Origin of the sequence: Pilosibacter sp. YYHA0881 (genome assembly GCF_051602715.1) — a bacterium.
Lineage (GTDB): Bacteria > Bacillota > Clostridia > Lachnospirales > Lachnospiraceae > Alitiscatomonas > Alitiscatomonas aceti.
In genome coordinates, this window is the sequence record NZ_CP175657.1 from 2,730,001 (window position 1) to 2,753,070 (window position 23,070).

The following is a 23,070-nucleotide window of genomic DNA, read 5'->3' on the forward strand; positions in this document are numbered from 1 at the left end:
AACTTAGCGAGAACAAGCCGGAAGGCGCAGATCGAGCTTGGTGCGAGGCGGTTCACGAATCTTAGCGAACGCAAGTGAGCTTAGCTGAGTGAACATACAGACTGTACCTTGAAAACTGCATACTGAATAAAAGATCTTAGATATATATTTAAGATACAAGACATCCGAGGCATATCGAAAGATATGCAAACCGAAAAATGTAAACAAACAGCCAGGGGTGCAACGCTATGCACCTTCGTTTCGGAGCCGTTCCCGCGGCGAAGAGACATCTGGTTAAGCTAGAAAGAGCACAGGGTGGATGCCTTGGCACTAAGAGCCGATGAAAGACGTGATAAGCTGCGATAAGCTTCGGGGAGGAGCAAATATCCTTTGATCCGGAGATCTCTGAATGGGGAAACCTGCTTAAGTAAACCTTAAGCGACGTATGGTGAATTCATAGCCATACGCCGGGAACCCGGTGAACTGAAACATCTAAGTAGCCGGAGGAAGAGAAAGAAACATCGATTCCGAAAGTAGCGGCGAGCGAAATCGGAAGAGCCCAAACCGGAATGCGTGCATTCCGGGGTTACGGACCACGATATGTGAGGCGATTCGTTATCAGAACAGTCTGGAAAGTCTGACCAGAGAGGGTGAAAGTCCTGTATGAGAAAACGATAGCCAGCTAGTGGGATCCAGAGTACCGCGAGACACGTGGAACCTTGCGGGAAGTCGGGGGGACCACCCCCCAAGGCTAAATACTCCTTAGTGACCGATAGCGCATAGTACTGTGAAGGAAAGGTGAAAAGGACCCCGGGAGGGGAGTGAAAGAGAACCTGAAACCCTGTGTTTACAAACTGTGGGAGCACGTTAAGGTGCGACCGCGTACTTTTTGTAGAACGGTCCGGCGAGTTGCGGATGCTGGCAAGGTTAAGGACGGAAAGTCCGGAGCCGAAGCGAGAGCAAGTCTTAACAGGGCGTCAAGTCAGCATGTGCAGACCCGAAACCGGGTGATCTATCCATGTCCAGGTTGAAGTTTCCGTAAAAGGAAATGGAGGACCGAACGCACATCCGTTGAAAAGGGTGGCGATGAGGTGTGGATAGGGGAGAAATTCCAATCGAACCCGGAGATAGCTGGTTCTCCTCGAAATAGCTTTAGGGCTAGCCTCGGTTTAGTCTCGTGGAGGTAGAGCACTGAATTTCCTAGGGGGCGTCAAAGCCTACCGAAGAATATCAAACTCCGAATGCCACAGAGATGATGACCGGGAGTCAGACGGCACGAGATAAGTTGGGTCGTCGAAAGGGAAAGAGCCCAGACCTGCAGCTAAGGTCCCAAAGTGCGTGTTAAGTGGAAAAGGATGTGGGATTTCAAAGACAACTAGGATGTTGGCTCAGAAGCAGCCACACATTCAAAGAGTGCGTAATAGCTCACTAGTCGAGAGGTCCTGCGCCGAAAATGTCCGGGGCTGAAACACGTCACCGAAGCTCAGGAATGACGTAAGTCATTGGTAGAGGAGCATTCTTAAAGGAGCGAAGCAGTACCGGTAAGGAGCTGTGGACTTTTAAGAAGAGAGAATGCCGGAATGAGTAGCGAGATGGAGGTGGGAATCCTCCAGGCCGAATATCCAAGGTTTCCAGGGTAAAGCTGATCTGCCCTGGGTAAGTCGGGGCCTAAGGCGAGGCTTAAGTGCGTAGCCGATGGACAACAGGTCCAGATTCCTGTACCGCATGGTATCAGAACTGTGGGGACGCAGAAGGACAGCACATCCGGGGAATAGAGCCCCGGGCAAGCAGGGTAGGAGTGGGACTGGCAAATCCGTTTCATGATCCGAATCTGTGACGCGGACCGAACATAAGTAGGGAAGTGTGCGATTCCGGCTGCCGAGAAAAGCCGCTATTGTGTACCATGTGCCCGTACCGTAAACCGACACAGGTGGATGAGGAGAGAATCCTAAGGCCGGCGGGAGAAGCATTGTTAAGGAACTCGGCAAAATGACCCCGTAACTTCGGGAGAAGGGGTGCCGGAGAGATCCGGCCGCAGAGAATAGGCTCAAGCAACTGTTTAGCAAAAACACAGGTCTATGCGAAACCGAAAGGTGAGGTATATGGGCTGACGCCTGCCCGGTGCTGGAAGGTTAAGAGGAGAGGTCAGGGAAACCGAAGCTTTGAATTGAAGCCCCAGTAAACGGCGGCCGTAACTATAACGGTCCTAAGGTAGCGAAATTCCTTGTCGGGTAAGTTCCGACCCGCACGAAAGGCGTAATGATTTGAGCGCTGTCTCGACAATGCACCCGGTGAAATTGAAATACCAGTGAAGATGCTGGTTACCTGCGCCAGGACGGAAAGACCCCATGGAGCTTTACTCCAGCTTGATACTGGGATTCGGTGATGCATGCACAGGATAGGTGGGAGGCTATGAAACAGGAACTCCGGTTTCTGTGGAGCCGCTGTTGGGATACCACCCCTGCGTCACTGGGTTTCTAACCTGCAGCCATGACCTGGCTGGGGGACAATGTCAGGCGGGGAGTTTGACTGGGGCGGTCGCCTCCGAAAGGGTATCGGAGGCGCTCAAAGGTTCCCTCAGAATGGTTGGAAACCATTCGCAGAGTGCAAAGGCAGAAGGGAGCTTGACTGCGAGACCGACGGGTCGGGCAGGTAGGAAACTAGGACTTAGTGATCCGGTGGTATGAAAGTGGGATTGCCATCGCTCAACGGATAAAAGCTACCCTGGGGATAACAGGCTTATCACTCCCAAGAGTTCACATCGACGGAGTGGTTTGGCACCTCGATGTCGGCTCATCGCATCCTGGGGCTGGAGTAGGTCCCAAGGGTTGGGCTGTTCGCCCATTAAAGCGGTACGCGAGCTGGGTTCAGAACGTCGTGAGACAGTTCGGTCCCTATCCGGCGTGGGCGCAGGATATCTGAGAGGAGCTGTCCTTAGTACGAGAGGACCGGGATGGACGGACCGCTGGTGCACCGGTTGAGCCGCTAGGCTCACGGCCGGGTAGCCAAGTCCGGACGGGATAAACGCTGAAGGCATCTAAGCGTGAAGCCCCCCTCAAGATGAGATATCCCATTCGGAAGAAGTAAGACCCCTTGAAGACGACGAGGTAGATAGAGCAGAGGTGGAAGTGCAGCAATGTACGGAGCTGACTGTCACTAATCGGTCGAGGGCTTATCCAGAAAGGCTGTTTAAAGGTTTCGGAAGTTCAGTATGTGGTTTTGAAGGTACAGGAAAGTACCTTTTATTCCTCGATAGCTCAGTCGGTAGAGCACGCGGCTGTTAACCGCGCTGTCGTAGGTTCGAGTCCTACTCGGGGAGTTTTTCTTTTTAATAAGCGCGGCCCCATGGTCAAGCGGTTAAGACATCGCCCTTTCACGGCGGTAACAGGGGTCCGAATCCCCTTGGGGTCATTTTTAAGAAATATGCCGATGTGGCTCAATTGGCAGAGCAGCTGATTTGTAATCAGCAGGTTATCGGTTCGAGTCCGATCATCGGCTTTTAGTTTAATATTAATTTGCTTTGGACCTTTAGCTCAGTTGGTTAGAGCAACCGGCTCATAACCGGTCGGTCCCGGGTTCAAGTCCCTGAAGGTCCACTACCCAGAACAAAAGGTACAAAACAAAAAGATAAATAGTTTGGCCCGGTGGCTCAGCTGGTTAGAGCGCCGCCCTGTCACGGCGGAGGTCGTGGGTTCGAATCCCATCCGGGTCGCTCTTCTGAAAAGAAGAAACAATTTCATATCTGGGGTCTTAGCTCAGCTGGGAGAGCATCTGCCTTACAAGCAGAGGGTCATAGGTTCGAGCCCTATAGGCCCCATTGATAACTGAATGACGGTTATCGCGTTTGCCGGTGTGGCGGAATAGGCAGACGCAAGGGACTTAAAATCCCTCGGGGGCAACCCCGTACCGGTTCAAGTCCGGTCACCGGCATAGAAGAGAGTTTGTATAATGCAGACTCTCTTTTTTTGTTTCGTAAGTCCAGAAAAAAGAGAATTTATTGAATTTCCTGTATAAAAATAGAAAATAGAATCGAATAAAAGAATATAATGGTGAAATCCATATAGAGAAAAACAATTTCTCATTCAGCCGGCCAGATGATATAATGAGGACGCATTTGTGCTGGAAACTCTGGATCCCTAAGGCAGCGAAGGCGGCCAGGACCAGGGGAAAAGGCGATGCGCAGAATACGACGACTTTGGGGAGGAAATGACAATGAAACTGAAAAATGCACTGCTGGGAATGTTTACGGCAGCTGCGCTTTTGGCAGTCTCCGGATGCCAGAAGGCGGAAGCTCCTGCTCCGGCGCAGACGGAAGCGGAGACAGCAAAGGAAACAGAGGCGGTAAAGGCAGAGGCAGAAACAGCTGCCGCAAAAGCTGCTGACAAGGAGCAGGAGGAGACGACCCTGACCATTCCCATGTCTTCCTGTGTTACGACGCTGAACCGCCAGTTTGAGATCACAGAGGCTGGCTGGATCATGATGGGGCCCATTTACGACGAGCTGTTTTATATGGATGTGGATGAAACCAGATATTACCTGGCAGAGTCCTACGAGGTATCTGAAGACGGCTTAAATGTAACGGTCAAGCTGAAGGATGGTCTTACCTGGCACGATGGACAGCCGATCACGGCCGATGACTTTATCTTTACTCTGGAGTGCAATCTGGATACCAACAACGGCGCAGGATTTGCCAATGTTGCCTTTGTCAATGACCAGCCGGTGAGCTATGAAAAGGTAGACGATCTGACTGTGAAGCTGACGCTGCCCCAGGCTTCCGCCTCCTATGCAGAGGCTCTCGGACATTTTACACTGATGCCAAAGCATGTATTTAATGGGGATACCCATATCGTGGGCGCTGAGGAGAATTTAAAAGGGATCGGATCCGGCCCGTACAAAGTGGCCGAATTCAGGCAGGACGAGTATTTAAAGCTGGATAAATATGAAAATTATTACGGTGGAGAGCCGTCCATCGATCATGTGATCTTTAAGATCGTTCCGGATGAGAACGCCCAGGAGGTGGCCTTTGTCAACGGAGAGGTGGATTTCCTGGAGATCTCCACTTACGATGCACTGCAAAAATATGAGGCCGATGATACGGTTACAGTGATCAAATATCCGGAAGGCCGTGTCAACAACCTGGCGATCAATGCCTTCAGTCCCAAATTTGAGGACAGACGGCTGGTGGAAGCCGTTTTCCTGGCCATGGACCAGAAGGCTATCATCGAGGGCGCATATGGAAAAGGGATCGCAGAGCCGGGCAATTCCCCGCTCAGCAATGTGAACCTTTTCTATAATGCCGGCAATCCGTACTATGAGCAGGATGTGGAGAAGGCAAAGGAGATCGTAAAGGAGCTGCAGGCGGAGGGAACGACCTTAACGCTGGTGACCAATACGAACGAGGGACTGAAAAATATGGCCCTGGTGATCCAGCAGCAGCTTAAGGAGGTCGGCCTGAACCTGGAGATCACACCGCTGGAATCCTCCGGCTATATGGAAAAGATTTTCAGCGATGATACAGATTTTGATATGTACATGATGGGCTACGCAGCCGCAGGGGATCCGGACAATGTGGTGGCAGGCATGTTTGACGGCACCTGGACCCAGAACCTGTACAGCAGCGAGAGAGCAGCCCAGTTATGGAAAGACGGGCGCGGCACATCCAATATGGAAGAAAGAGCGGAGATCTATAAAGAACTGCAGAAGCAGGTTTACGAAGACCGGTCCATCTATCCGCTGGCATTCCCCAACTACGTGTTTGCAGTACGCAGTTACGTAAAGGGCGCCGATACCATCCGGACAGCTCCGATCTTTGAGGATTTCAGCAAGCTTTCCATTGAAAAGTAGCAGGAGGAAGAGAAAAATGGATATGATGACCATGGTTCAGAGGCTGACGGCTGTATACGGGATATCCGGCCGGGAGGCCGCAGTGGCGGAGGAGATCCGCAGAATGGCGGAGCCCTATGCAGATGAGATCTGGACAGACCGCCTGGGAAATCTGATCTGCCATAAAAAGGGAGAGGGACCCAAGATGATGTTTGCGGCCCATCTGGACTCCATCGGCCTGATCGTGACCCATATCGAAAGCGCTGGCTTTCTCCGGGTCGCAAAGATCGGGGGCGTCCGGCCGGAAAAGATCCTTCACTCCCTGGTCCGGTTTGAAAACGGGACCATCGGCACCATCGCCTCCAGCGGGACGGATCTTGGGAAGCTGTCCATGGAGGATCTTTATGTGGATATCGGCGCGGAGAGCCGGGAAGAGGCGGAGAAAAAGGTGTCTGTGGGAGATGCTGCCGTTTATATGGGGCAGCCGGTACAGACAGGCACCACACTGTTTTCTCCCTATCTGGATGACCGTCTGGGGTGCGTGATCCTTTTAAAGACCATGGAGCTGGCGGCGGACAGCCCCAATGATCTGTACTTTGTTTTTACGGTCCAGGAGGAAGTGGGTCTGTGCGGCGCCCATACGGCGGCCCATGGGATCGTCCCGGATTACGGGATCGCGGTGGACGTTACATGTACGGACGATGTTCCCGGAAGCAGGCATACGGTTTCCGCAGCGCTGGGAAAGGGCGCTGGGATCAAGGTGATGGACGGCTCCCTGATGTGCCATGGAGCTGTGGTGGAGCGGCTTAAGGAGCTGGCTGCCGGGCATGGGATCCCGGCCCAGCCGGATCTCATGTCCGCTGGAGGGACGGATGCAGGTCCCATGCATATTTCCCATGACGGAGTGCTGGCGGGAGGGATCTCGATCCCGTGCCGGGGGATCCATTCTCCGGTGGAGATGGCGGATCTTGGGGATGTGGACGCATGCATCCGCCTGGCTGCTGCCTTCGCGTCCAGCAGGCTGGAATAGCCCGCAGCAAAACTATATATATTTTTGCAATAATTTCAAAAGAATCCATAGAAAAAATGAATTTGACTATACCATTTTATCCATGTATAATCAGTTCGGTTTTCCGGGCACTCCCGGAAGGAAAATATGGAATCACCCAGGAGGAATATAAGTGAGAAAGAAAACATTAAGCGCGCTCTTATGTACAGTGGCTGCCATGGCGGTACTGACAGGATGCGGCGGAGACAAAAAGGAAACGGCGGCTGCACCGGCAGAGGGGAACACCACTGCTGCAGTGACAGAGGCTGCCAAGACAGAAGCAGAAACCACAGCCGCAGTCCAGACAGAGGCAGGCGGAGAAAAGAATCTGGTTATGCCCAGCGCCAGCTGTGTGGCGAATCTGAATCCTCTTCTGGAGGGATATAAGGAAGCGGCAATGCTGAATCCGATCTACGATCCGCTTTATGTCATTGACGTAAATGAGACCAGATACTATCTGGCAGATTCCTATGAGGTTTCTGAAGACGGAATGCAGATCACTGTAAAATTAAAAGAGGGTCTGAAGTGGCATGACGGCGAGGCCATCACAGCCGACGATATGATCTTCACCATGGACGTATGCTCCGATACCAACAACGGTGCAGGCGGGACCAATATCGTGATCCTCAACGACCAGCCGGTAAAGTATGAGAAGGTGGACGATCTGACAGTCAAGGTTACACTTCCCATGGCATCTGCATCTTACGCAGACCTTCTGGGCGGTCTGACCCTGATCCCGGAGCACGTATTTGAGGGCAACCCCAGCGTAGTATCCGCAGGGGAAGCAAATATGAAGGGGATCGGCTCCGGTCCATATAAGGTGACTGAGTTCAAGCAGGATGAGTATCTGCTTCTTGAGAAGTATGAAGATTACTACATGGGCGCTCCGTCCATCGATAAAGTGACCTTCCGCATCATCTCCGACCTTTCTGCCCAGGAAGTGGCTCTGATGAACGGGGAAGTGAACTTCATGGAGCTGGCAAACGCACCGGCAGTGGCTAAGTACGAGGCAGATCCCAACTTTACAGTTGTGAAGTATCCGGAGGGCCGCGTAAACTATCTGGCCGTAAACAAATTCTGTGAAACGGTTCAGGATCCCAAGGTAGTGGAGGCAGTGTTTGCAGCTTTAAACCGCGATGAGATCATTGCAGGCGCATATGGCGACGGAATGGCAGAGTCCGCCAATTCCATCTTCAGTAATGTAAACACCTTCTATGATCCTTCCGTAGAGGGCTATACCCAGGATGTGGAAAAGGCAAAGCAGCTGGTGAAGGAGACTGGCCTGGACAGCAAGACTCTGACTCTGTACTTCAACTCCGAGCGTGTTTACATGAAGGAGTCCGCACAGATCATCCAGCAGCAGTTAAAGAACGTGGGGATCAATCTGGAAGTGATCCCGCTGGAATCTGCCGGATTCTTTGAGAAGGTATTCGGAACCGATGGCGATTATGAGTTCTATCTGAACGGCTATGGCGCTGTGGGCGACCCGGACCAGGTGGTTGCTGGTATGTATGACGGCACATGGGGCGTAAACCTGGCTGTCAGCGACGAGGTATCCCAGTTATGGAAAGACGCGCGTACCGTTTATACACCGGAGGAGCGGGCTGCCATCTATAAGCAGATCCAGATCCAGACAAGGGATGAACTGACCTGCTATCCCATCGCTTACCCCAACTATGTGTTCGTTACGACCTCCAATATCAAGGGAGCTGACACCATCAAGAGAACTCCCGTATTTGAGGATTACACGAAATTAACAATGGAATAATTTCCGGGTCAAAACGTTATGCCGCCTTCACACTATCTGAGGGCGGCATTTTTTACCGCAGACCCTACGAAAGGAGTACATCGTGAAGAAGTTCGTTTTAAGACGTTTTGCGCAAATGATCTTTGTATGGATCCTGGTCTCCATATTTTCTTTCTCCATCGTTTACTTTGCGCCGGGCGATCCCCTTTACATCTATATGACGCCGGGCGCCACCGGTCATAAGATGACGGATGAAGAGCTGGACCGGATGAGAGAGTCCCTGGGCCTCAACGGAAATGTGGTGGAGCAGTACATGAGCTGGGCCGGAAAGGCCGCCAGGGGAAACCTGGGGATCTCCATTAATAATAAACGGCCCGTACTGGACCAGATCCTGGAAAAGCTGCCCTGCACCGCCGGGCTCATGGGCGCTTCCCTGGTCCTCTCCCTGGTCCTCGCCATTCCATTGGGCTTGATCGCCGGGACCCATAAAAATAAACTGGCGGATAATATCATAAGCGGGCTGACGTATCTGGGCATATCGGTGCCGGCCTTCTGGCTGGGGATCATGATGATCATTGTTTTCTCCATGACCTTTAAGCTCCTGCCGGGCTCCGGTATGCGGACCATCGGTGTGAATTCTGCCTGGGATGTGATCCAGCACGGGATCATGCCGGCGCTGGTGCTGAGCCTCAATAATATGGCGGTGTTTGTCCGCTATATCCGTTCCAATACAATCGTCCAGTTAGAAGAGGAATACGTCCTGACAGCCGTATCCAAGGGAGCGGGAAAAAAGAGGATCATGTACGGCCATGTGCTGAAAAACTGCATGCTTCCCGTTATCACCTCGGTGGGCTCCCGTCTGGGGACCCTGGTGACCGGTTCCTTTATCATTGAATCTGTATTTGCATGGCCGGGACTTGGTACCCTGGGAATGTCTGCCATCAACAACCGTGACTATCCGATGATCATGGGCATCACCATGTTTTCCTGCACCATGCTGCTGCTGGGAAACTTCCTGGCAGATATCCTGTACGGCTTTGCAGATCCCAGGATCAAACAGGGAAAGGAGTAAGGTATGGCGAAATTACTGACACCACTCAATCAGGCCGCCCTGAAGGCGGAGGATTTTTCAAAGATCGAACGGGAAAATAAGGAAATTTCCGTGAGATATGACAGAGGCTTCTTCCATCATGTGAAAAAGGCCCTGGGAGAAAACAAGATCGCGGCGGTCTGCCTGGTGATCCTCTGCGTGATCATCACTGGGGCGCTCATGGCTCCTCTTTCTTCCGTTGACCCGGACTACATGGACGTTATGAATAAAATGGCCGGTCCCAGCAGGGAGCACTGGTTTGGAACCGACGAGCTGGGACGGGATTCCTTTACCCGCGCCTTATACGGAAGCCGTGTGTCTCTCCTGGTGGGCTTTGCTACTATGGTGGTTTCTGTGACTGCCGGGACGTGTGTGGGCGCGGTCAGCGGATATGCCGGTGGAAAAACAGACATGATCCTGATGCGGATCGTGGATATGTTCCAGTCGGTGCCCAGCCTTCTGATGATCATTGTCATTTTTTCCTTTGTCCCCAATAACATGGTGACGCTGGTGCTGATGCTGGCCCTCTTTTCCTGGACTGGCGTGGCCAGGATCGTCCGTGCCCAGACATTGACCTTAAAGGAGAGGGATTTTGTCATTGCGGCGAAAACCCTGGGCGTCAGCCATGTGAAGATCATTTTAAAGCATATTATCCCGAACATGACGACTCAGATCATTGTGGCGGCGTCCTTAAGCATTGCAGGAGCGATCCTGGACGAGTCGGCCTTAAGCTATCTGGGATACGGAGTGGCCCTTCCCAAAGCGTCCTGGGGAAGCATGCTCCAGAATGCCCAGCAGTATATCCTTTACGATCCCCTGCTGGCCCTGATCCCCGGAATGTTCATTCTGCTGACGGTACTTTGTTTTAATATCCTGGGAGACGCACTCCAGTATGCGCTGGATCCCCGGCTTCATAAATAGGAGGTAGAAATGGAGAAATTTCTGGAAGTAAAGAATCTGAGGGTTTCCTACCACAGCTACGCCGGAGAGGTGCAGTCTGTACGGGGAGTTTCTTTTTCCATCGATGCCGGCCAGTCTGTGGCCATTGTGGGAGAATCCGGCTGCGGAAAATCCGTTACAGCCAAGACCATCATGGGTCTGATCCAGACACCTCCCGGAGAGATCAAGGAGGGAAGCCAGATCCTGTTCGAGGGGAGGGATATCCTTTCCCAGACGCCGGAGCAGTGGCAGGAATACAGGGGAAAGGACTGCGCCATCATCTTCCAGGATGCGCTGGCGGCCTTAAACCCCACCATGACCATCGGAAACCAGGTGGCAGAAAAGCTGCTGATCCATACCAGCATGTCCAGGGCAGAGGCCTGGGAGGAGGCGGGACGCCTTTTAAAGCTGGTGGGGATCCCCAACCCGGAAAAGCGGATGAAGCAGTATCCCCATGAATTTTCCGGCGGCCAGCGTCAGAGGATCATGATCGCCATCGCCCTGGCCTGTCAGCCCAGGCTTCTGATCGCAGACGAGCCCACCACGGCCCTGGATGTGACGATCCAGGCGGATATCATCGATCTTTTAAAGGATATCCAGAAGGAATTCGGCATGGCGGTGATCATGATCACCCATGACCTGGGGATCGTGGCCAATATCGCAAAAAAGATCATCGTCATGTATGCAGGCAAGGTGGTGGAGACCGGCAGCAGCCAGGATATCTTTTACCGGCCCCGGCATCCGTATACAAAGGCGCTCTTGCGGGCCGTGCCAAGACTGGATACTGAGGAGGAGCAGTCCCTGGAATCCATTGAGGGGACTCCGCCCAACATGATCGATCCTCCGGCCGGCTGTGCATTCAGCACCAGGTGTGCCCAGTGCATGCGGATCTGCCAGAAGTCAGAGCCTCCGATGTTTGAGTTCGAGGACGGCCATACGGCCCAGTGCTGGCTGTATCATCCCATGGCAGCGCAGGGAAACGAAGAGTAAAGGAGGGGAACCATGGAAGAAAAAGAAAAGATCCTGGAAGTCAGTCATCTGAAAAAATATTTTAAGACAGGCAGGGGGACCCTGAAGGCCGTTGATGACGTCTCGTTTTTTATCCGCAGGGGGGAGACTCTGGGGATCGTCGGCGAGTCGGGCTGCGGAAAGACCACCTGCGGCCGTACCTGCATCGGCATTCTGGGCAGGACCGACGGACATGTCCTTTATAAGGGAAAGGATGTCCACAGCCTCCGGGGAAAGGAACGGAAGGAGTTTACAAAGGAGGTCCAGATCATTTTCCAGGACCCCTATTCCTCCCTTGACCCCAAGATGAAGGTGGGAGACATCATTGCCGAGGGACTGAAGGCCCATCATATGTGCAAGAGCCGGGAGGAGGAGCAGGCCCGGGTGAAGGAGCTTTTGGAGACTGTGGGACTCAATGCAGAGCACGCCACCAGGTACGTCCATGAATTTTCCGGCGGCCAGCGCCAGAGGATCGGGATCGCCAGGGCCCTGGCAGTGGAGCCGGAGTTCATCGTCTGCGACGAGCCGATCTCCGCGCTGGACGTGTCCATCCAGGCACAGATCGTCAATCTTCTGATCCGTCTCCAGAAGGAGAAAGGACTGACGTATCTGTTTATTGCCCATGATCTGGCCATGGTCAAGCACATCTCAGACCGGGTGGCTGTAATGTATCTGGGAAATATCGTGGAGATCACTCAGGCGTCGGCCTTATACGCCAATCCCATGCACCCATATACCCAGGCGCTGCTTTCCGCGATCCCCATCCCGGATCCGGAGGTGGAGGAAAAGAAGCAGAGGATCCGTCTGGAGGGAGAGCTCCCCAGCCCGGTGGACCCGCCGGAGGGCTGCCGGTTCATCAACCGCTGCCGGTTTGCCAGTGAACGCTGCCGGAAGGAGCGGCCGGAGCTGCTGGAAATGGAGCCGGGCCATCTGGTGGCATGTCATTATTGTGAAGAGATGAAAAAGGGGACGGTCGGTTAAGGATCGGCTGTATCCCAAAAGCACCCCGGCGGAACGCAGCCCCATGCTTGACATCCGCCGGGGTTTCGCGTATAATGACCAGAGAATAAAGAAGAAAGGGAAGGTGCTTGATGCCAGCGGGTTCTGCGAAGAACAAAAACAACTAATTTTATAGAGAGGATGCAGGAGGTTCCTGCAATGCCTTCTGGGAGGCTGTTCGATACAGGCCCCCTTGTTTTCTGTCCGCAGACGGCTGCATACACCTTATATGGATCTCCTGTGCCCTGGTAAATGGGAACAGGAGCTATGGACGTATGGCTTTGGGGCTGTACGTCTTTTTTGTTGGGGAGATCCCCCGGTCCAAGGATTAAAAAAGTTTCAGTAAAGGCGAAAGGCTGCCAGATCTGGAGGACAGAGTCTGTTTTTAAGAAAGGAAACAAAAAATGGAAACAATACGAAATAACAAAGCAGCTGAAACAATACTGGAATTTAACAAAATAAAGGAAATCTGGAAGGGATATGCCATGACCGATGGCGCAAAGGAGGCCATCGAAGGGGCGGCTCCCATGCTTTCGGAAAGCCAGGTCCTGGCCAGGCTCAGAGAAACGACCGAGGCCAGAGACATGATCCAGAGGTCGGGTCAGCCGCCGCTGGTCTCCCTAAGCGGGATCCGGGAATGGATGCGGCTGGCGGAGATCGGAGGCTGCCTGACGGCGGAGCAGCTGGAGGGAATGGAGCGGGCCCTGGCGGCGGTGGACCGGATGAAGCGGTACCTGGAGCAGGGAAAGATCCATGAGACGGCCCTGGCCTGGTACGGAGATGATCTGCAGTCCTGTCAGGACCTTCGGGAGGCCATTGGCCAGCAGATCCGCGGAGGCCAGGTGAGCGACCATGCATCAAAGGCTTTAAGGGCCTGCCGCATGGACATAGAAAAGGAGGAGCGGTCCATGCGGGAAAAGGCGGAGACGGCCATACGGTCCGGAAAGAACATGATGACCGACAGCTTCAGTACTATGCGGAACGGCCATATGTGTGTTCCGGTGAAGGCGGAATACCGGTACCGGGTGAAGGGGAACGTCATTGGCCAGTCCTCCACCGGAAGCACGGTATTTATTGAGCCGGAGGCCTGCGCCCGCCATTACGGGGCCCTGGAAATGCTGAGGCTGGAGGAGGAAAACGAGGTAAGACGGATCCTGTATACGCTCACCGGCATGGTCTACGATTTCCGGGAGGAGCTGGAGTGTGATATCCGGGTGATGGAGAAGCTGGATCTGATGTTTTCCAGGGGAAAGCTGAGCCTGGCATACGGCGGCGTGGAGCCGTCGGTGAACACAGAACGGCGCATCGTGCTGAAGGACGGCCGTCATCCGCTGATGGACCGGGCTGTCAGCGTGCCGCTGCAGTTCCGGCTGGGCAACGCGGCCCAAGACGGAGCGGACGGAGAAGCAGCTGTCCGGGGCATCGTCATCACAGGCCCCAATACTGGAGGAAAGACCGTAGCCATCAAGACTGTGGCTTTAAACTGTATGATGGCCCAGACTGGACTCCATGTGGCCTGCCGGGAGGCGGACATCTGCATGTGTTCCGGCTTTCTTTGTGATATCGGGGACGGCCAGGATATGTCTGAGAACCTCTCCACCTTCTCATCCCACATTGTCAATGTGCTGGATATCTTAAAGAAGGTGGACCGGGACAGCCTGGTGATCCTGGACGAGCTGGGATCTGGTACGGACCCGGCAGAGGGGATGGGCATCGCAGTGGCGATCCTGGAAGAGCTGAAAAAGAGCGGAGCCCTGTTTCTGGTGACCACCCATTACCCGGAGGTGAAGCAGTATGCAGAGCGGGCGGAGGGCATGGTCAACGCGCGGATGACCTTCGATAAGGAGAGCCTTAAGCCCACCTACCGCCTGGTCATCGGCGAGGCGGGAGAAAGCTGTGCCTTTTATATTGCGGGAAAGCTGGGAATGCCGGAGCCGATGCTGGAATGTGCGGCCAGGGCGGCCTATGGAGCCCCGGCTCTGCCGGAGGAGATCCGGCGGCTGGCGGCGGAAAATCGGATCCGGAAGGAAAAGACGGGAGGGATCCAGAAACGGAAGACAGGAGAGAAGGGAAATGCCAGGAAAAAGCGGTTCCACCGGGGAGACAGTGTGATGATACTTCCGGATCAGAAGACGGGGATCGTCTGCGAGGAGGAAAATGAAAAGGGCGTTCTGCGGGTCCAGATGCCCGGGAAGAAGATCTATATCAACCATAAGCGCGTCCGGCTCCAGGTGGCAGCCAGTCAGCTGTACCCGGAGGATTACGACTTTTCCATTATTTTTGATACAGTGGAGAACCGGAAGCTGCGCCATGACATGGACCGGGGAAAGCTGGTCCAGGGAGAGATCATTTTGGAGCAATAACCGGAATAAAATCTTCCGTCTTGTGAGAAATCAGAAAATATGATATGATTGCTGTCAGATAACTGTTGTTCTAAATGGAAGAAAGAAAACAGGGAGGGCAGCATGAGAAGAAGCGACAGAGAAATTACGGACATGGACAGGATCATGGAGATCGTCAGAAGGCAGGGTGTCTGCTGCGTGGCGTTCCAGGATACGCCATGTCCGTATTTAATTCCAATGAATTATGGGGCGGCCCTGGAAAACGGGCGGCTGACACTGTATTTCCATGGAGCGGCTGTGGGGACCAAGCTGGACCGGCTCAATGCGGATCCCCATGTTTCGTTCACCATCGTGGGAGGAAGTCAGGTCTCGTTGAATTTTGAGGAGGCATGCAGGTCCACAGCCGGGTTTGACAGCGTCTGCGGGACTGGGACGGCAGAGCTCGTTCCGGCAGAGGAGAAAAGAAAAGGCCTGGCGGTGATCATGAACCATGCGGCAGAGTGCGAGGCACTGGCTGCGGGAGACGGCAGAGAGGACCAGAAAGCACTGCCGTTTTCAGAGAATTCATTTTCTGACCAGGCGGTGGAAGCGGTGACGGTGTGGAGGATCGCGGCAGCTTCCATAACGGGGAAGCATCACGACTAAAAATACAGAAAAGGAGAAAACTTATGGGAACAGAATTCAAGGATGAGATCGAGGGGCTCATCGACAAGAGAAGCCAGGCGTACACAGATATCAGCGACGCCATCTGGGGCTTTGCGGAGCCCAGATTCCAGGAGCGGGAGTCCTCCAGGATCCAGCAGGAGTATTTAAGCTCCAGAGGCTTTTCCGTCCGGGCAGATCTGGCTGGAGAGGAAACTGCGTTCATAGCAGAATACGGCAGCGGGAAGCCGGTGATCGCATTTTTAGGAGAATTTGATGCTCTTTCCAGTCTCCAGCAGGAGCCGGATCAGACGGAGCACTGCCCCATCGCCGGAAAAGAAAACGGCCACGGCTGCGGCCATCATCTTCTGGGAACGGCCTCGGCAGCAGCGGCCGACGCCTTAAAAACGTATATGGAGGAGCATAAGCTGGCCGGGACCATCCGGTATTACGGCTGTCCGGCAGAGGAGAATGCCGGAGGCAAGGCGTATCTGGTACGGGACGGATACTTTGACGACTGCGATATTGCCATCACCTGGCATCCCTACACCATGAGCAAGGTCATGAAGGGCGGCTTCCACCTGGCCAATTTCCGCGCCTTCTTTACCTTCCACGGGATCTCCTCCCATGCGGCGGGGGCTCCGGAGTTAGGCCGGTCGGCCCTGGATGCGGTGGAGATCATGGACATCGGCGTCAACTATATGAGAGAGCACATGATCGATGCAGCCAGGGTCCATGGAGCCATTACAAATTCCGGCGGCATCGCCCCCAACGTGATCCCGTCGGAGGCCCAGATCCTTTATGCCATCCGTGCGCCCAAGGTGACCCAGGTGCAGAAGCTGTTTGAACGCATGTGCGACATTGCCAGGGGAGCGGCTCTGATCACCGGCACCACCGTGGATATCAAACAGGTGGCCGCTTATTCGGACCTGATCAACAACGAGACTCTCAATGATCTGATCCAGGAAAATCTGGAGCGTGTGATCCCCATTGGATACACGGAGGAGGAACTGGATTATGCGAGGAAATTCCAGTCCGTGATCACCGAGCTGGATAAGGAAGGGCTTAAGGCCATCGCCGCAGATATCGGCGGCCGCGACCGGAAAAAGGAGCTTCTGGAAACGCCTCTCTGGGATTTCATCGTAGACCGGAACAGCCGGTATGGCGGAGGCGGCTCCACCGACGTGGGAGACGTGAGCTGGAAGGTGCCCACGGCCCATGTGTACGTCAACTGCTATGCAGCCGGAACAGCGCTCCACTCCTGGCAGGCCACAGCCCAGGGAAAATCCTCCATTGCCCACAAGGGAATGATCGCAGCGGCCAAGGTCATGGCCAACATCGGTGCAGAGCTTCTTTTAAAGCCGGAGCTGGTGGAAAAGGCAAAAGAGGACTGGAAGGAAGAGCTCAATGGGGAGGAATATCCCAATCCCCTTCCAAAGGACCTGAAGCCGGAGATCTGGTAAGAGGAGGCATATCATATGGAAAAAGATTTTCGCGCGGAGATCGGAGCGCTTGTACAGGACAGAAAACAGGCTTATACGGCCATGAGCGACCGGATCTGGGGCTTTGCGGAGCCCAGATTCCAGGAGTATGATTCCTCCAGGCTCCAGCAGGAATATTTAAAGGCCAGGGGCTTTTCCATCCGGGCGGATCTGGCGGGAGAGGAGACGGCGTTTATTGCCGAGTATGGCAGCGGAAAGCCGGTACTGGCATTTTTAGGCGAGTTTGACGCCCTTTCCAGCCTGGAGCAGGAGGCGGACAGCACAGAACGCCGGCCGGTCCCTGGCAAGACCAACGGCCATGGCTGCGGCCACCATCTTCTTGGAACGGCGGCAGTGGCAGCAGCGGACGCTTTAAAAACTTATATGGAGTCCCATGGACTTCTGGGCACCATCCGGTATTACGGCTGTCCGGCAGAGGAAAATGCCGGCGGAAAGGCGTATCTGGTGCGGGACGGCTTTTTTAATGATTGTGATGCCGCCATTACCTGGCATCCAAGCACCACCAATAAGACCATGATGGCAGATAAATACCTGTCCAACTTCCGTGTATTTTTCACGTTTCATGGGATCTCTTCCCACGCGGCAGGCGCGCCGGAGCTGGGGCGCTCTGCTCTGGACGCGGTGGAGATCATGGACATCGGCGTCAATTACATGAGAGAGCACATGATCGACGAGGCCAGAGTCCACGGGGCCATCACCAACCCGGGAGGCATTGCGCCCAATGTGATCCCGTCGGAGGCCCAGATCCTTTATGCCATCCGTGCGCCCAAGGTGACCCAGGTGAAAAAGCTTTATGAAAGAATGTGCGATATTGCCAGGGGAGCGGCCCTGATCACTGGCACCACGGTGGATATTAAACAGGTGGCCGCCTATTCCAATGTGATCGAGAACGATACTCTGGAAGATATTATGTATGAGAACATGCGTCACTTTGTTCCCATTGGATATACGGAGGAAGAGCTGGCCTATGCGAGGCGGTTCCAGGAGGTGATCACAGAGCTGGACAAGGAGGGACTGAAGGATCTGATCTCGATCCTCAGCGGCAGGGACAAGGAAAAGAAGAGGCAGATGGAGGAAAGCCCCATGCTGGACTTTGTCCTGGAACGGCACGTTTCCTTTGGCGGAGGAGGATCCACGGACGTGGGAGATGTGAGCTGGGTAGTTCCCACAGGAAAGGTGGATATCAACTGCTATGCGGCCGGAACAGCGCTCCATTCCTGGCAGGCCGTTGCCCAGGGAAAAGCCCCTGCGGCGCATAAGGGAATGCTGACGGCGGCCAAGATCATGGCCTGTACGGGAGCAGAGCTGCTGGAGAAGCCGGAGCTTCTGGAAAGAATAAAGGAGGACTGGCTGGAAAAGCTGGACGGCGAGACGTATCCGGATCCCCTGCCAAAGGATGTGAAGCCGGAGATCTGGTAAAAAACAGGAAGGTCGGTTTTTATGGGAATGCTGTAAAACAGCTTCTGAGTAATTCTCGGGTTGTTTTTGCAGCATTCTTTTCTTGACAAGAAGAGATGGAAAGAGTATAATGAACAATGTTCATATTGAGGTGGCGGGATGAATATTGTTGTAACTTCAAAAGACGAGATCTTAAAAACAAACCGGGAGCTGATCCAGAAACAGGGCTGGTCTGCCGTCAGCATCCGTTCCGTTGCGGCGGCCTGCGGAGTATCTGTGGGTTCCATCTACAATTATTTTAAATCTAAAGAAGCGCTCATGAGCGCCACGGTGGAGAGCGTCTGGTGCGAGATCTTCCATGAGCCGGAGGACGGAAGCGTGTTTGAGGATACGCTGGCCTGTATTTCCTGGATGTACGGGCGGATGGAATATGGCCAGAGGAAATATCCTGGTTTTTTTACCCTGCACTCCCTGGGTTTTCTGGGAAATGAGAAGTCAGAGGGAAGACAGCGTATGCAGGAGACATGGAAGCATATTTCGGACGGCCTCATTTTTGTCCTGAAGCGGGATTCCAGGGTCCGGCCGGACGCTTTTACAGAGCAGTTTCCAGCAGAGAAATTTGCAGATGTCCTGTTTTCCCTGATGCTGTCAGCGCTGCTGCGTCAGGATTATGATCCACGGGCAGTGCTGGAGATCACCCGCAGGACCCTTTACTAAGATTTCCGAAAATGGAGAATCCTGTAGATCAGGATTCTTTTTTGGACAAGAAAATGAACGGCGTTCACTATGAGGAGGAAAAAGAATGCAGGCAGTTGCAGAAACTTTATTTGATGTGGTCTATCTGGTCTCCGTCATTGCTATCGGGATCCGGATGATCCGGGGCAGCAGAGGAGACCGGCAGTTCCTTTTGTTCGGCTGGATGGCCGTGGTGCTGGGAGCGGGAGATTCGTTCCATCTGGTTCCCCGGGCGCTGGCTTTATGCACCACCGGGCTGGAAAACTATACTGTCCCCCTGGGGCTTGGAAAGTGGATCACCTCCGTGACTATGACGGTCTTTTATGTGCTGCTTTACTATGTGTGGCGGCTGCGTTACAGGGTTTTGGGCAGGAACGGCCTCACGGCGGCTGTGTATGGTCTGGCAGGACTCCGGATCCTTTTATGCATGATGCCGCAGAACCGGTGGCTCAGCGCAGATGCGCCGCTTTCCTGGGGGATCTATCGTAATATTCCCTTTGCCCTGCTGGGACTTCTGGTGATCGTGCTGTTTTTCGACAGTGCCAGGAAGAATGGGGACCGGGCATTCCGATGGATGTGGCTTACCATTGTGCTGAGCTTTGGCTTCTATATTCCTGTGGTACTGTGGTCCGGAACGTATCCCATGGTCGGGATGCTGATGATCCCCAAGACCTGCGCTTATGTGTGGACCGTGCTCATTGGATACTCTGCCATGAAGAAGGAATTCAGATAAAGGAGGAGAAAAATGAAACGCTATATGAATGCCGCGCTGCTGTACGCCGTTCTTGCAATGGCTGGGGGCGTATTTTACAGGGAGTTTACCAAGTTTACCGGTTTTACCGCTAAAACGACCTTGTCGGTGATCCATACTCATTATTTCATGCTGGGAATGGCAGTGTTTTTGCTGCTGCTCCTGCTGGAAAAGAATTTTTCTTTTACCGGTCCCAAAACCGGAAGGATCCTGGCAGTCTATCACACTGGGCTGAACCTGACTGTCCTAATGCTGGCGGTCCGGGGAATCCTTCAGGTCCTGGGTACACCGCTTTCTTCCAGTATTAACGCCGCCATTTCTGGTGTGGCCGGGATCGGCCATATCCTGCTGGGAACGGGGCTAGTGCTTTTATTGCTCCAGATCAGACGTTTCATGGAAAAATAAAAATAATAGTTGACAAAACGGGAATAATGTAGTAAACTCTATACCGTTGAGTGAGTGAGACAAAATCACCCAATGGGCGTCAGTAGCTCAGCTGGATAGAGCATACGGCTACGGACCGTAGTGTCGGGAGTTCGAATCTTCTCTGGCGCACGAAAGACAGGTTGTGTAAGCGACCTGTTTTTTTTTACCCTAAAAATATAACTGTCTGCTTGCGTGGAAACGCCAATGGTGATAGAATATATGGTGTGGTTTTGATAAATATTGAAAAAATTCGGAGGATCCAGTGGAGAAGATCCAGAAGAGAAAAACAGAGCACGTGTCCTATGGGCTGATCCGGGCCCAGAGAAAGACCATGGCCCTTAAGGTGTCCGAGGACGGGACAGTGACGGTCCGGATCCCCTATGGGGTCCGACCGGAGGAAGCAGACCGCTTTGTGGAGGCCCATGTGGATTGGATCCGGAAGCGGATCGCAGAATGTAGGGAAAGAGCTGCGGCGCGGCCTGCGTATACGGACCGGGAACGGGAAGCCGGGAAGCGGCTGGCAAAGGAGCTGCTTTTGAAGAAATGCCGGTATTTTGCAGAGCGCATGGGCGTTTCCTACGGGACGGTCACCGTGCGGGAGCAGAAGACCCGGTGGGGCAGCTGCAGCGCCAAGGGAAACTTGAATTTTAACTGGAAGCTGGCACTGATGCCGGAAGAAATACTGGACTATCTGGTGGTCCACGAGCTGGCCCACCGGGTGGAGATGAACCACAGTCCGGCGTTCTGGGCTGTGGTGGCAGAGGAGATACCGGATTATAAGACAAGAAGGGAATGGCTCAGACAAAACGGTGCAAAATTTTAAACAGACAGAAAAACAGGAAATCTGGATGGTCCAGACAAAACGGGCGGATTTTAACGGACTGGCAAAGGAGCTGAGCGTCAGCCCCGTATCCGTGCGGATCATGAGGAACCGGGGAATGGAGACGAAGGAAGCCATGGAGCGGTACCTTTACGGCACACTGGACGGGCTTTACGACGGAGCTCTCATGAAAAATATGGGAGAGGCTGTGGCCGTTCTCATAAAAAAGCTCCGGGAGGAAAAGCGGATCCGGATCATCGGGGATTACGATATCGACGGCGTCTGCGCCTCCTACCTTCTTTTAACAGGCCTAAGACGGGCAGAGAGGGAATTGGGAAAAAGAACCGGGCCGGCCGGAAGCACCCGTATCGATTATGAGATCCCGGACCGGGTCCGGGACGGATATGGGATCAACGAGGCCATCATCCGCCAGGCGGCTGCCGACGGGGTGGATACTCTGGTGACCTGCGACAACGGCATTGCCGCAGCAAAGGAGATCTCTCTGGCAAAGGAGCTTGGAATGACTGTGGTGGTCACAGATCATCATGAGGTCCCGGTGGAGGAGGAAAGACAGGTCCTTCCTCCGGCGGATGTGGTGGTGGATCCCAAGCAGGAGGGAGAAACGTATCCCTTCCGTGAGATCTGCGGAGCGGTGGTGGCCTACAAGCTGGTGGAAAAGCTCTATGAAGCGTCTGGGGTCCCCCGGGAGGAATGGAGGGAACTCCTGGAATTTGCGGCCATTGCCACTGTGGGAGACGTGATGCGGTTACAGGATGAAAACAGGATCCTGGTAAAATACGGGCTGAAGCAGATGGCCCGCACCAGGAACCTGGGACTGAGAAAACTGGTTGAGAAGACAGGGCTTGATATTACAGACTTAAGCGCCTACCATATCGGCTTTGTCATCGGCCCGTGCTTAAATGCCGGCGGGCGGCTCCAGACGGCCAAGGCGGCTCTCAGGCTCTTTCTGTCGGAGGACGAGGCAGAGGCAGAGCAGCTGGCAGAGGAATTAAAGGAGCTGAACGATGTCCGGAAGGATATGACGAAAAAAGGAGAGGACGAAGCCATTGCCCAGGTGGAGGAGCGGTACATGGGAGACAAGGTACTGGTGGTCTTTCTGCCGGACTGTCACGAATCCCTGGCGGGGATCATTGCGGGCCGGGTCCGTGAGCATTTCCATAAGCCCTCCATTGTACTCACAAGGAGCGGGGATATGGTAAAAGGGTCTGGAAGGTCCATTGAGCCATATCATATGTTCCGGGAATTGACAAAGGTCCGGGACCTGCTGCCGAAGTTCGGCGGCCATCCCATGGCGGCGGGGCTTTCCATAAAAGAGGAGGACGTTCCGGAATTCCGCAAACGGCTCAATGAAAACGCGGAACTTACGGAAGATGACTTTATCCCAAGGGTATGGATCGACGTTCCCATGCCTCTGGAATATGTGACCGAGGGACTGGTGGAGGAGCTTAAGCGGCTGGAGCCCTTTGGCCAGGGGAATGAAAAGCCCCTGTTTGCCCAGAAGGGGCTGATGATCCGCAGTCTCCGGGTCCTTGGGAAAAACCGGAACGTGGTGAAGCTGGGGCTGGTGACAGATACGGGGCTCTCCATGGACGGTCTCTTATTTGGGGACGGAGACGCGTTACAGAGAGAGCTGGCTGGAAGGGACCGGATCGACATTGTATATTATCCAGATATAAACGAATACAATGGAAACCGGACGCTCCAGGCGGTGATCAGGAATTATAAGGCGGCCGGTTAAGGGCCGGACGCATTTATAATAGGGAACAGGCGGGCCGGAAAATGGAAAAGGAGGTCCCTGCC

Annotated in this window: 16 protein-coding genes, 8 tRNA genes and 1 rRNA gene; all 25 read left to right on the top strand. The window is 53.9% G+C overall.

Features of this window, described 5'->3' with window-relative positions; translation table 11 throughout:
- Nucleotides 1-271: 271 nt before the first annotated feature.
- The 25 genes from ACI6NM_RS12750 to recJ all read left to right on the top strand — a co-directional run bounded on the left by ACI6NM_RS12750 (nt 272) and on the right by recJ (nt 23,008).
- Nucleotides 272-3,159: ribosomal RNA gene (locus tag ACI6NM_RS12750) — 23S ribosomal RNA — on the top strand.
- A 66-nt stretch (nt 3,160-3,225) separates the two neighbouring features.
- Nucleotides 3,226-3,298, top strand: a tRNA-Asn gene (locus ACI6NM_RS12755).
- A 20-nt stretch (nt 3,299-3,318) separates the two neighbouring features.
- Nucleotides 3,319-3,390: transfer RNA gene (locus tag ACI6NM_RS12760), tRNA-Glu, on the top strand.
- Between the two features lie 14 nt (nt 3,391-3,404).
- Nucleotides 3,405-3,477, top strand: a tRNA-Thr gene (locus tag ACI6NM_RS12765).
- Nucleotides 3,478-3,501: 24 nt separating this feature from the next.
- Nucleotides 3,502-3,575, top strand: a tRNA-Ile gene (locus tag ACI6NM_RS12770).
- Between the two features lie 42 nt (nt 3,576-3,617).
- Nucleotides 3,618-3,691, top strand: a tRNA-Asp gene (locus ACI6NM_RS12775).
- A gap of 32 nt (nt 3,692-3,723) precedes the next feature.
- Nucleotides 3,724-3,796: transfer RNA gene (locus tag ACI6NM_RS12780), tRNA-Val, on the top strand.
- A 29-nt stretch (nt 3,797-3,825) separates the two neighbouring features.
- Nucleotides 3,826-3,909 (top strand) — tRNA-Leu (locus ACI6NM_RS12785).
- 282 nt (nt 3,910-4,191) lie between these two features.
- Nucleotides 4,192-5,823, top strand: a complete 1,632-nt coding sequence (locus ACI6NM_RS12790) for an ABC transporter substrate-binding protein (protein WP_438500881.1) — start codon at nt 4,192-4,194, stop codon at nt 5,821-5,823.
- Nucleotides 5,824-5,839: 16 nt separating this feature from the next.
- Nucleotides 5,840-6,832: a M42 family metallopeptidase gene (locus tag ACI6NM_RS12795; protein ID WP_262426730.1), complete on the top strand. Its 993-nt coding sequence runs from the start codon at nt 5,840-5,842 to the stop codon at nt 6,830-6,832.
- 151 nt (nt 6,833-6,983) lie between these two features.
- Nucleotides 6,984-8,618 (top strand): ABC transporter substrate-binding protein, encoded by a 1,635-nt coding sequence (locus ACI6NM_RS12800; protein WP_215652953.1) that lies wholly within the window; start codon nt 6,984-6,986, stop codon nt 8,616-8,618.
- 82 nt (nt 8,619-8,700) lie between these two features.
- Nucleotides 8,701-9,669 (top strand): ABC transporter permease, encoded by a 969-nt coding sequence (locus ACI6NM_RS12805; RefSeq protein ID WP_022272715.1) that lies wholly within the window; start codon nt 8,701-8,703, stop codon nt 9,667-9,669.
- Between the two features lie 3 nt (nt 9,670-9,672).
- A complete protein-coding gene (locus ACI6NM_RS12810; RefSeq protein WP_262426729.1) occupies nt 9,673-10,608 on the top strand; it encodes an ABC transporter permease in 936 nt (311 codons plus the stop codon).
- A 9-nt stretch (nt 10,609-10,617) separates the two neighbouring features.
- Complete coding sequence (locus tag ACI6NM_RS12815; RefSeq protein ID WP_262426728.1) at nt 10,618-11,616, top strand: ABC transporter ATP-binding protein; 999 nt, start codon at nt 10,618-10,620, stop codon at nt 11,614-11,616.
- Nucleotides 11,617-11,628: 12 nt separating this feature from the next.
- Entirely contained in the window at nt 11,629-12,615 is a 987-nt protein-coding gene (locus tag ACI6NM_RS12820; RefSeq protein WP_262426727.1) for an ABC transporter ATP-binding protein, read from the top strand.
- Between the two features lie 422 nt (nt 12,616-13,037).
- A complete protein-coding gene (locus ACI6NM_RS12825; RefSeq protein ID WP_438500882.1) occupies nt 13,038-14,996 on the top strand; it encodes an endonuclease MutS2 in 1,959 nt (652 codons plus the stop codon).
- Between the two features lie 102 nt (nt 14,997-15,098).
- Nucleotides 15,099-15,620, top strand: coding sequence for a pyridoxamine 5'-phosphate oxidase family protein (locus tag ACI6NM_RS12830; RefSeq protein WP_262426725.1), 522 nt, complete (start codon nt 15,099-15,101; stop codon nt 15,618-15,620).
- Nucleotides 15,621-15,643: 23 nt separating this feature from the next.
- A complete protein-coding gene (locus tag ACI6NM_RS12835) occupies nt 15,644-17,080 on the top strand; it encodes an amidohydrolase (protein ID WP_158358066.1) in 1,437 nt (478 codons plus the stop codon).
- Between the two features lie 15 nt (nt 17,081-17,095).
- On the top strand, nt 17,096-18,538 hold the full coding sequence (locus tag ACI6NM_RS12840) for an amidohydrolase (RefSeq protein WP_262426724.1): 1,443 nt from the start codon (nt 17,096-17,098) through the stop codon (nt 18,536-18,538).
- A gap of 138 nt (nt 18,539-18,676) precedes the next feature.
- The gene (locus tag ACI6NM_RS12845) at nt 18,677-19,234 is read left to right on the top strand and encodes a TetR/AcrR family transcriptional regulator (protein ID WP_262426723.1); all 558 of its coding nucleotides are present in this window, start codon (nt 18,677-18,679) and stop codon (nt 19,232-19,234) included.
- An 85-nt stretch (nt 19,235-19,319) separates the two neighbouring features.
- Nucleotides 19,320-19,985, top strand: coding sequence for a hypothetical protein (locus tag ACI6NM_RS12850; RefSeq protein WP_022272706.1), 666 nt, complete (start codon nt 19,320-19,322; stop codon nt 19,983-19,985).
- A gap of 12 nt (nt 19,986-19,997) precedes the next feature.
- Nucleotides 19,998-20,408: a DUF2871 domain-containing protein gene (locus ACI6NM_RS12855; protein ID WP_022272705.1), complete on the top strand. Its 411-nt coding sequence runs from the start codon at nt 19,998-20,000 to the stop codon at nt 20,406-20,408.
- Between the two features lie 76 nt (nt 20,409-20,484).
- A tRNA-Arg gene (locus tag ACI6NM_RS12860) sits at nt 20,485-20,558 on the top strand.
- Between the two features lie 133 nt (nt 20,559-20,691).
- Nucleotides 20,692-21,252 carry a M48 family metallopeptidase gene (locus ACI6NM_RS12865; protein WP_262426722.1) on the top strand — a complete coding sequence of 187 codons (561 nt, stop codon included), beginning with the start codon at nt 20,692-20,694 and terminating at the stop codon, nt 21,250-21,252.
- Nucleotides 21,253-21,277: 25 nt separating this feature from the next.
- Nucleotides 21,278-23,008 (top strand): single-stranded-DNA-specific exonuclease RecJ, encoded by a 1,731-nt coding sequence (gene recJ / locus ACI6NM_RS12870; RefSeq protein ID WP_262426721.1) that lies wholly within the window; start codon nt 21,278-21,280, stop codon nt 23,006-23,008.
- The last annotated feature ends 62 nt before the right edge of the window (nt 23,009-23,070 follow it).

Excerpts from the sequence above, each read along its gene's own strand:
- ACI6NM_RS12790 (WP_438500881.1), top strand. The coding sequence starts at position 4,192 with ATGAAACTGAAAAATGCACTGCTGGGAATGTTTACGGCAGCTGCGCTT.
- ACI6NM_RS12795 (WP_262426730.1), top strand. The coding sequence starts at position 5,840 with ATGGATATGATGACCATGGTTCAGAGGCTGACGGCTGTATACGGGATA.
- ACI6NM_RS12810 (WP_262426729.1), top strand. The coding sequence starts at position 9,673 with ATGGCGAAATTACTGACACCACTCAATCAGGCCGCCCTGAAGGCGGAG.
- ACI6NM_RS12815 (WP_262426728.1), top strand. The coding sequence starts at position 10,618 with ATGGAGAAATTTCTGGAAGTAAAGAATCTGAGGGTTTCCTACCACAGC.
- ACI6NM_RS12820 (WP_262426727.1), top strand. The coding sequence starts at position 11,629 with ATGGAAGAAAAAGAAAAGATCCTGGAAGTCAGTCATCTGAAAAAATAT.
- ACI6NM_RS12825 (WP_438500882.1), top strand. The coding sequence starts at position 13,038 with ATGGAAACAATACGAAATAACAAAGCAGCTGAAACAATACTGGAATTT.
- ACI6NM_RS12830 (WP_262426725.1), top strand. The coding sequence starts at position 15,099 with ATGAGAAGAAGCGACAGAGAAATTACGGACATGGACAGGATCATGGAG.
- ACI6NM_RS12835 (WP_158358066.1), top strand. The coding sequence starts at position 15,644 with ATGGGAACAGAATTCAAGGATGAGATCGAGGGGCTCATCGACAAGAGA.
- ACI6NM_RS12840 (WP_262426724.1), top strand. The coding sequence starts at position 17,096 with ATGGAAAAAGATTTTCGCGCGGAGATCGGAGCGCTTGTACAGGACAGA.
- ACI6NM_RS12845 (WP_262426723.1), top strand. The coding sequence starts at position 18,677 with ATGAATATTGTTGTAACTTCAAAAGACGAGATCTTAAAAACAAACCGG.
- ACI6NM_RS12850 (WP_022272706.1), top strand. The coding sequence starts at position 19,320 with ATGCAGGCAGTTGCAGAAACTTTATTTGATGTGGTCTATCTGGTCTCC.
- ACI6NM_RS12855 (WP_022272705.1), top strand. The coding sequence starts at position 19,998 with ATGAAACGCTATATGAATGCCGCGCTGCTGTACGCCGTTCTTGCAATG.
- recJ (WP_262426721.1), top strand. The coding sequence starts at position 21,278 with ATGGTCCAGACAAAACGGGCGGATTTTAACGGACTGGCAAAGGAGCTG.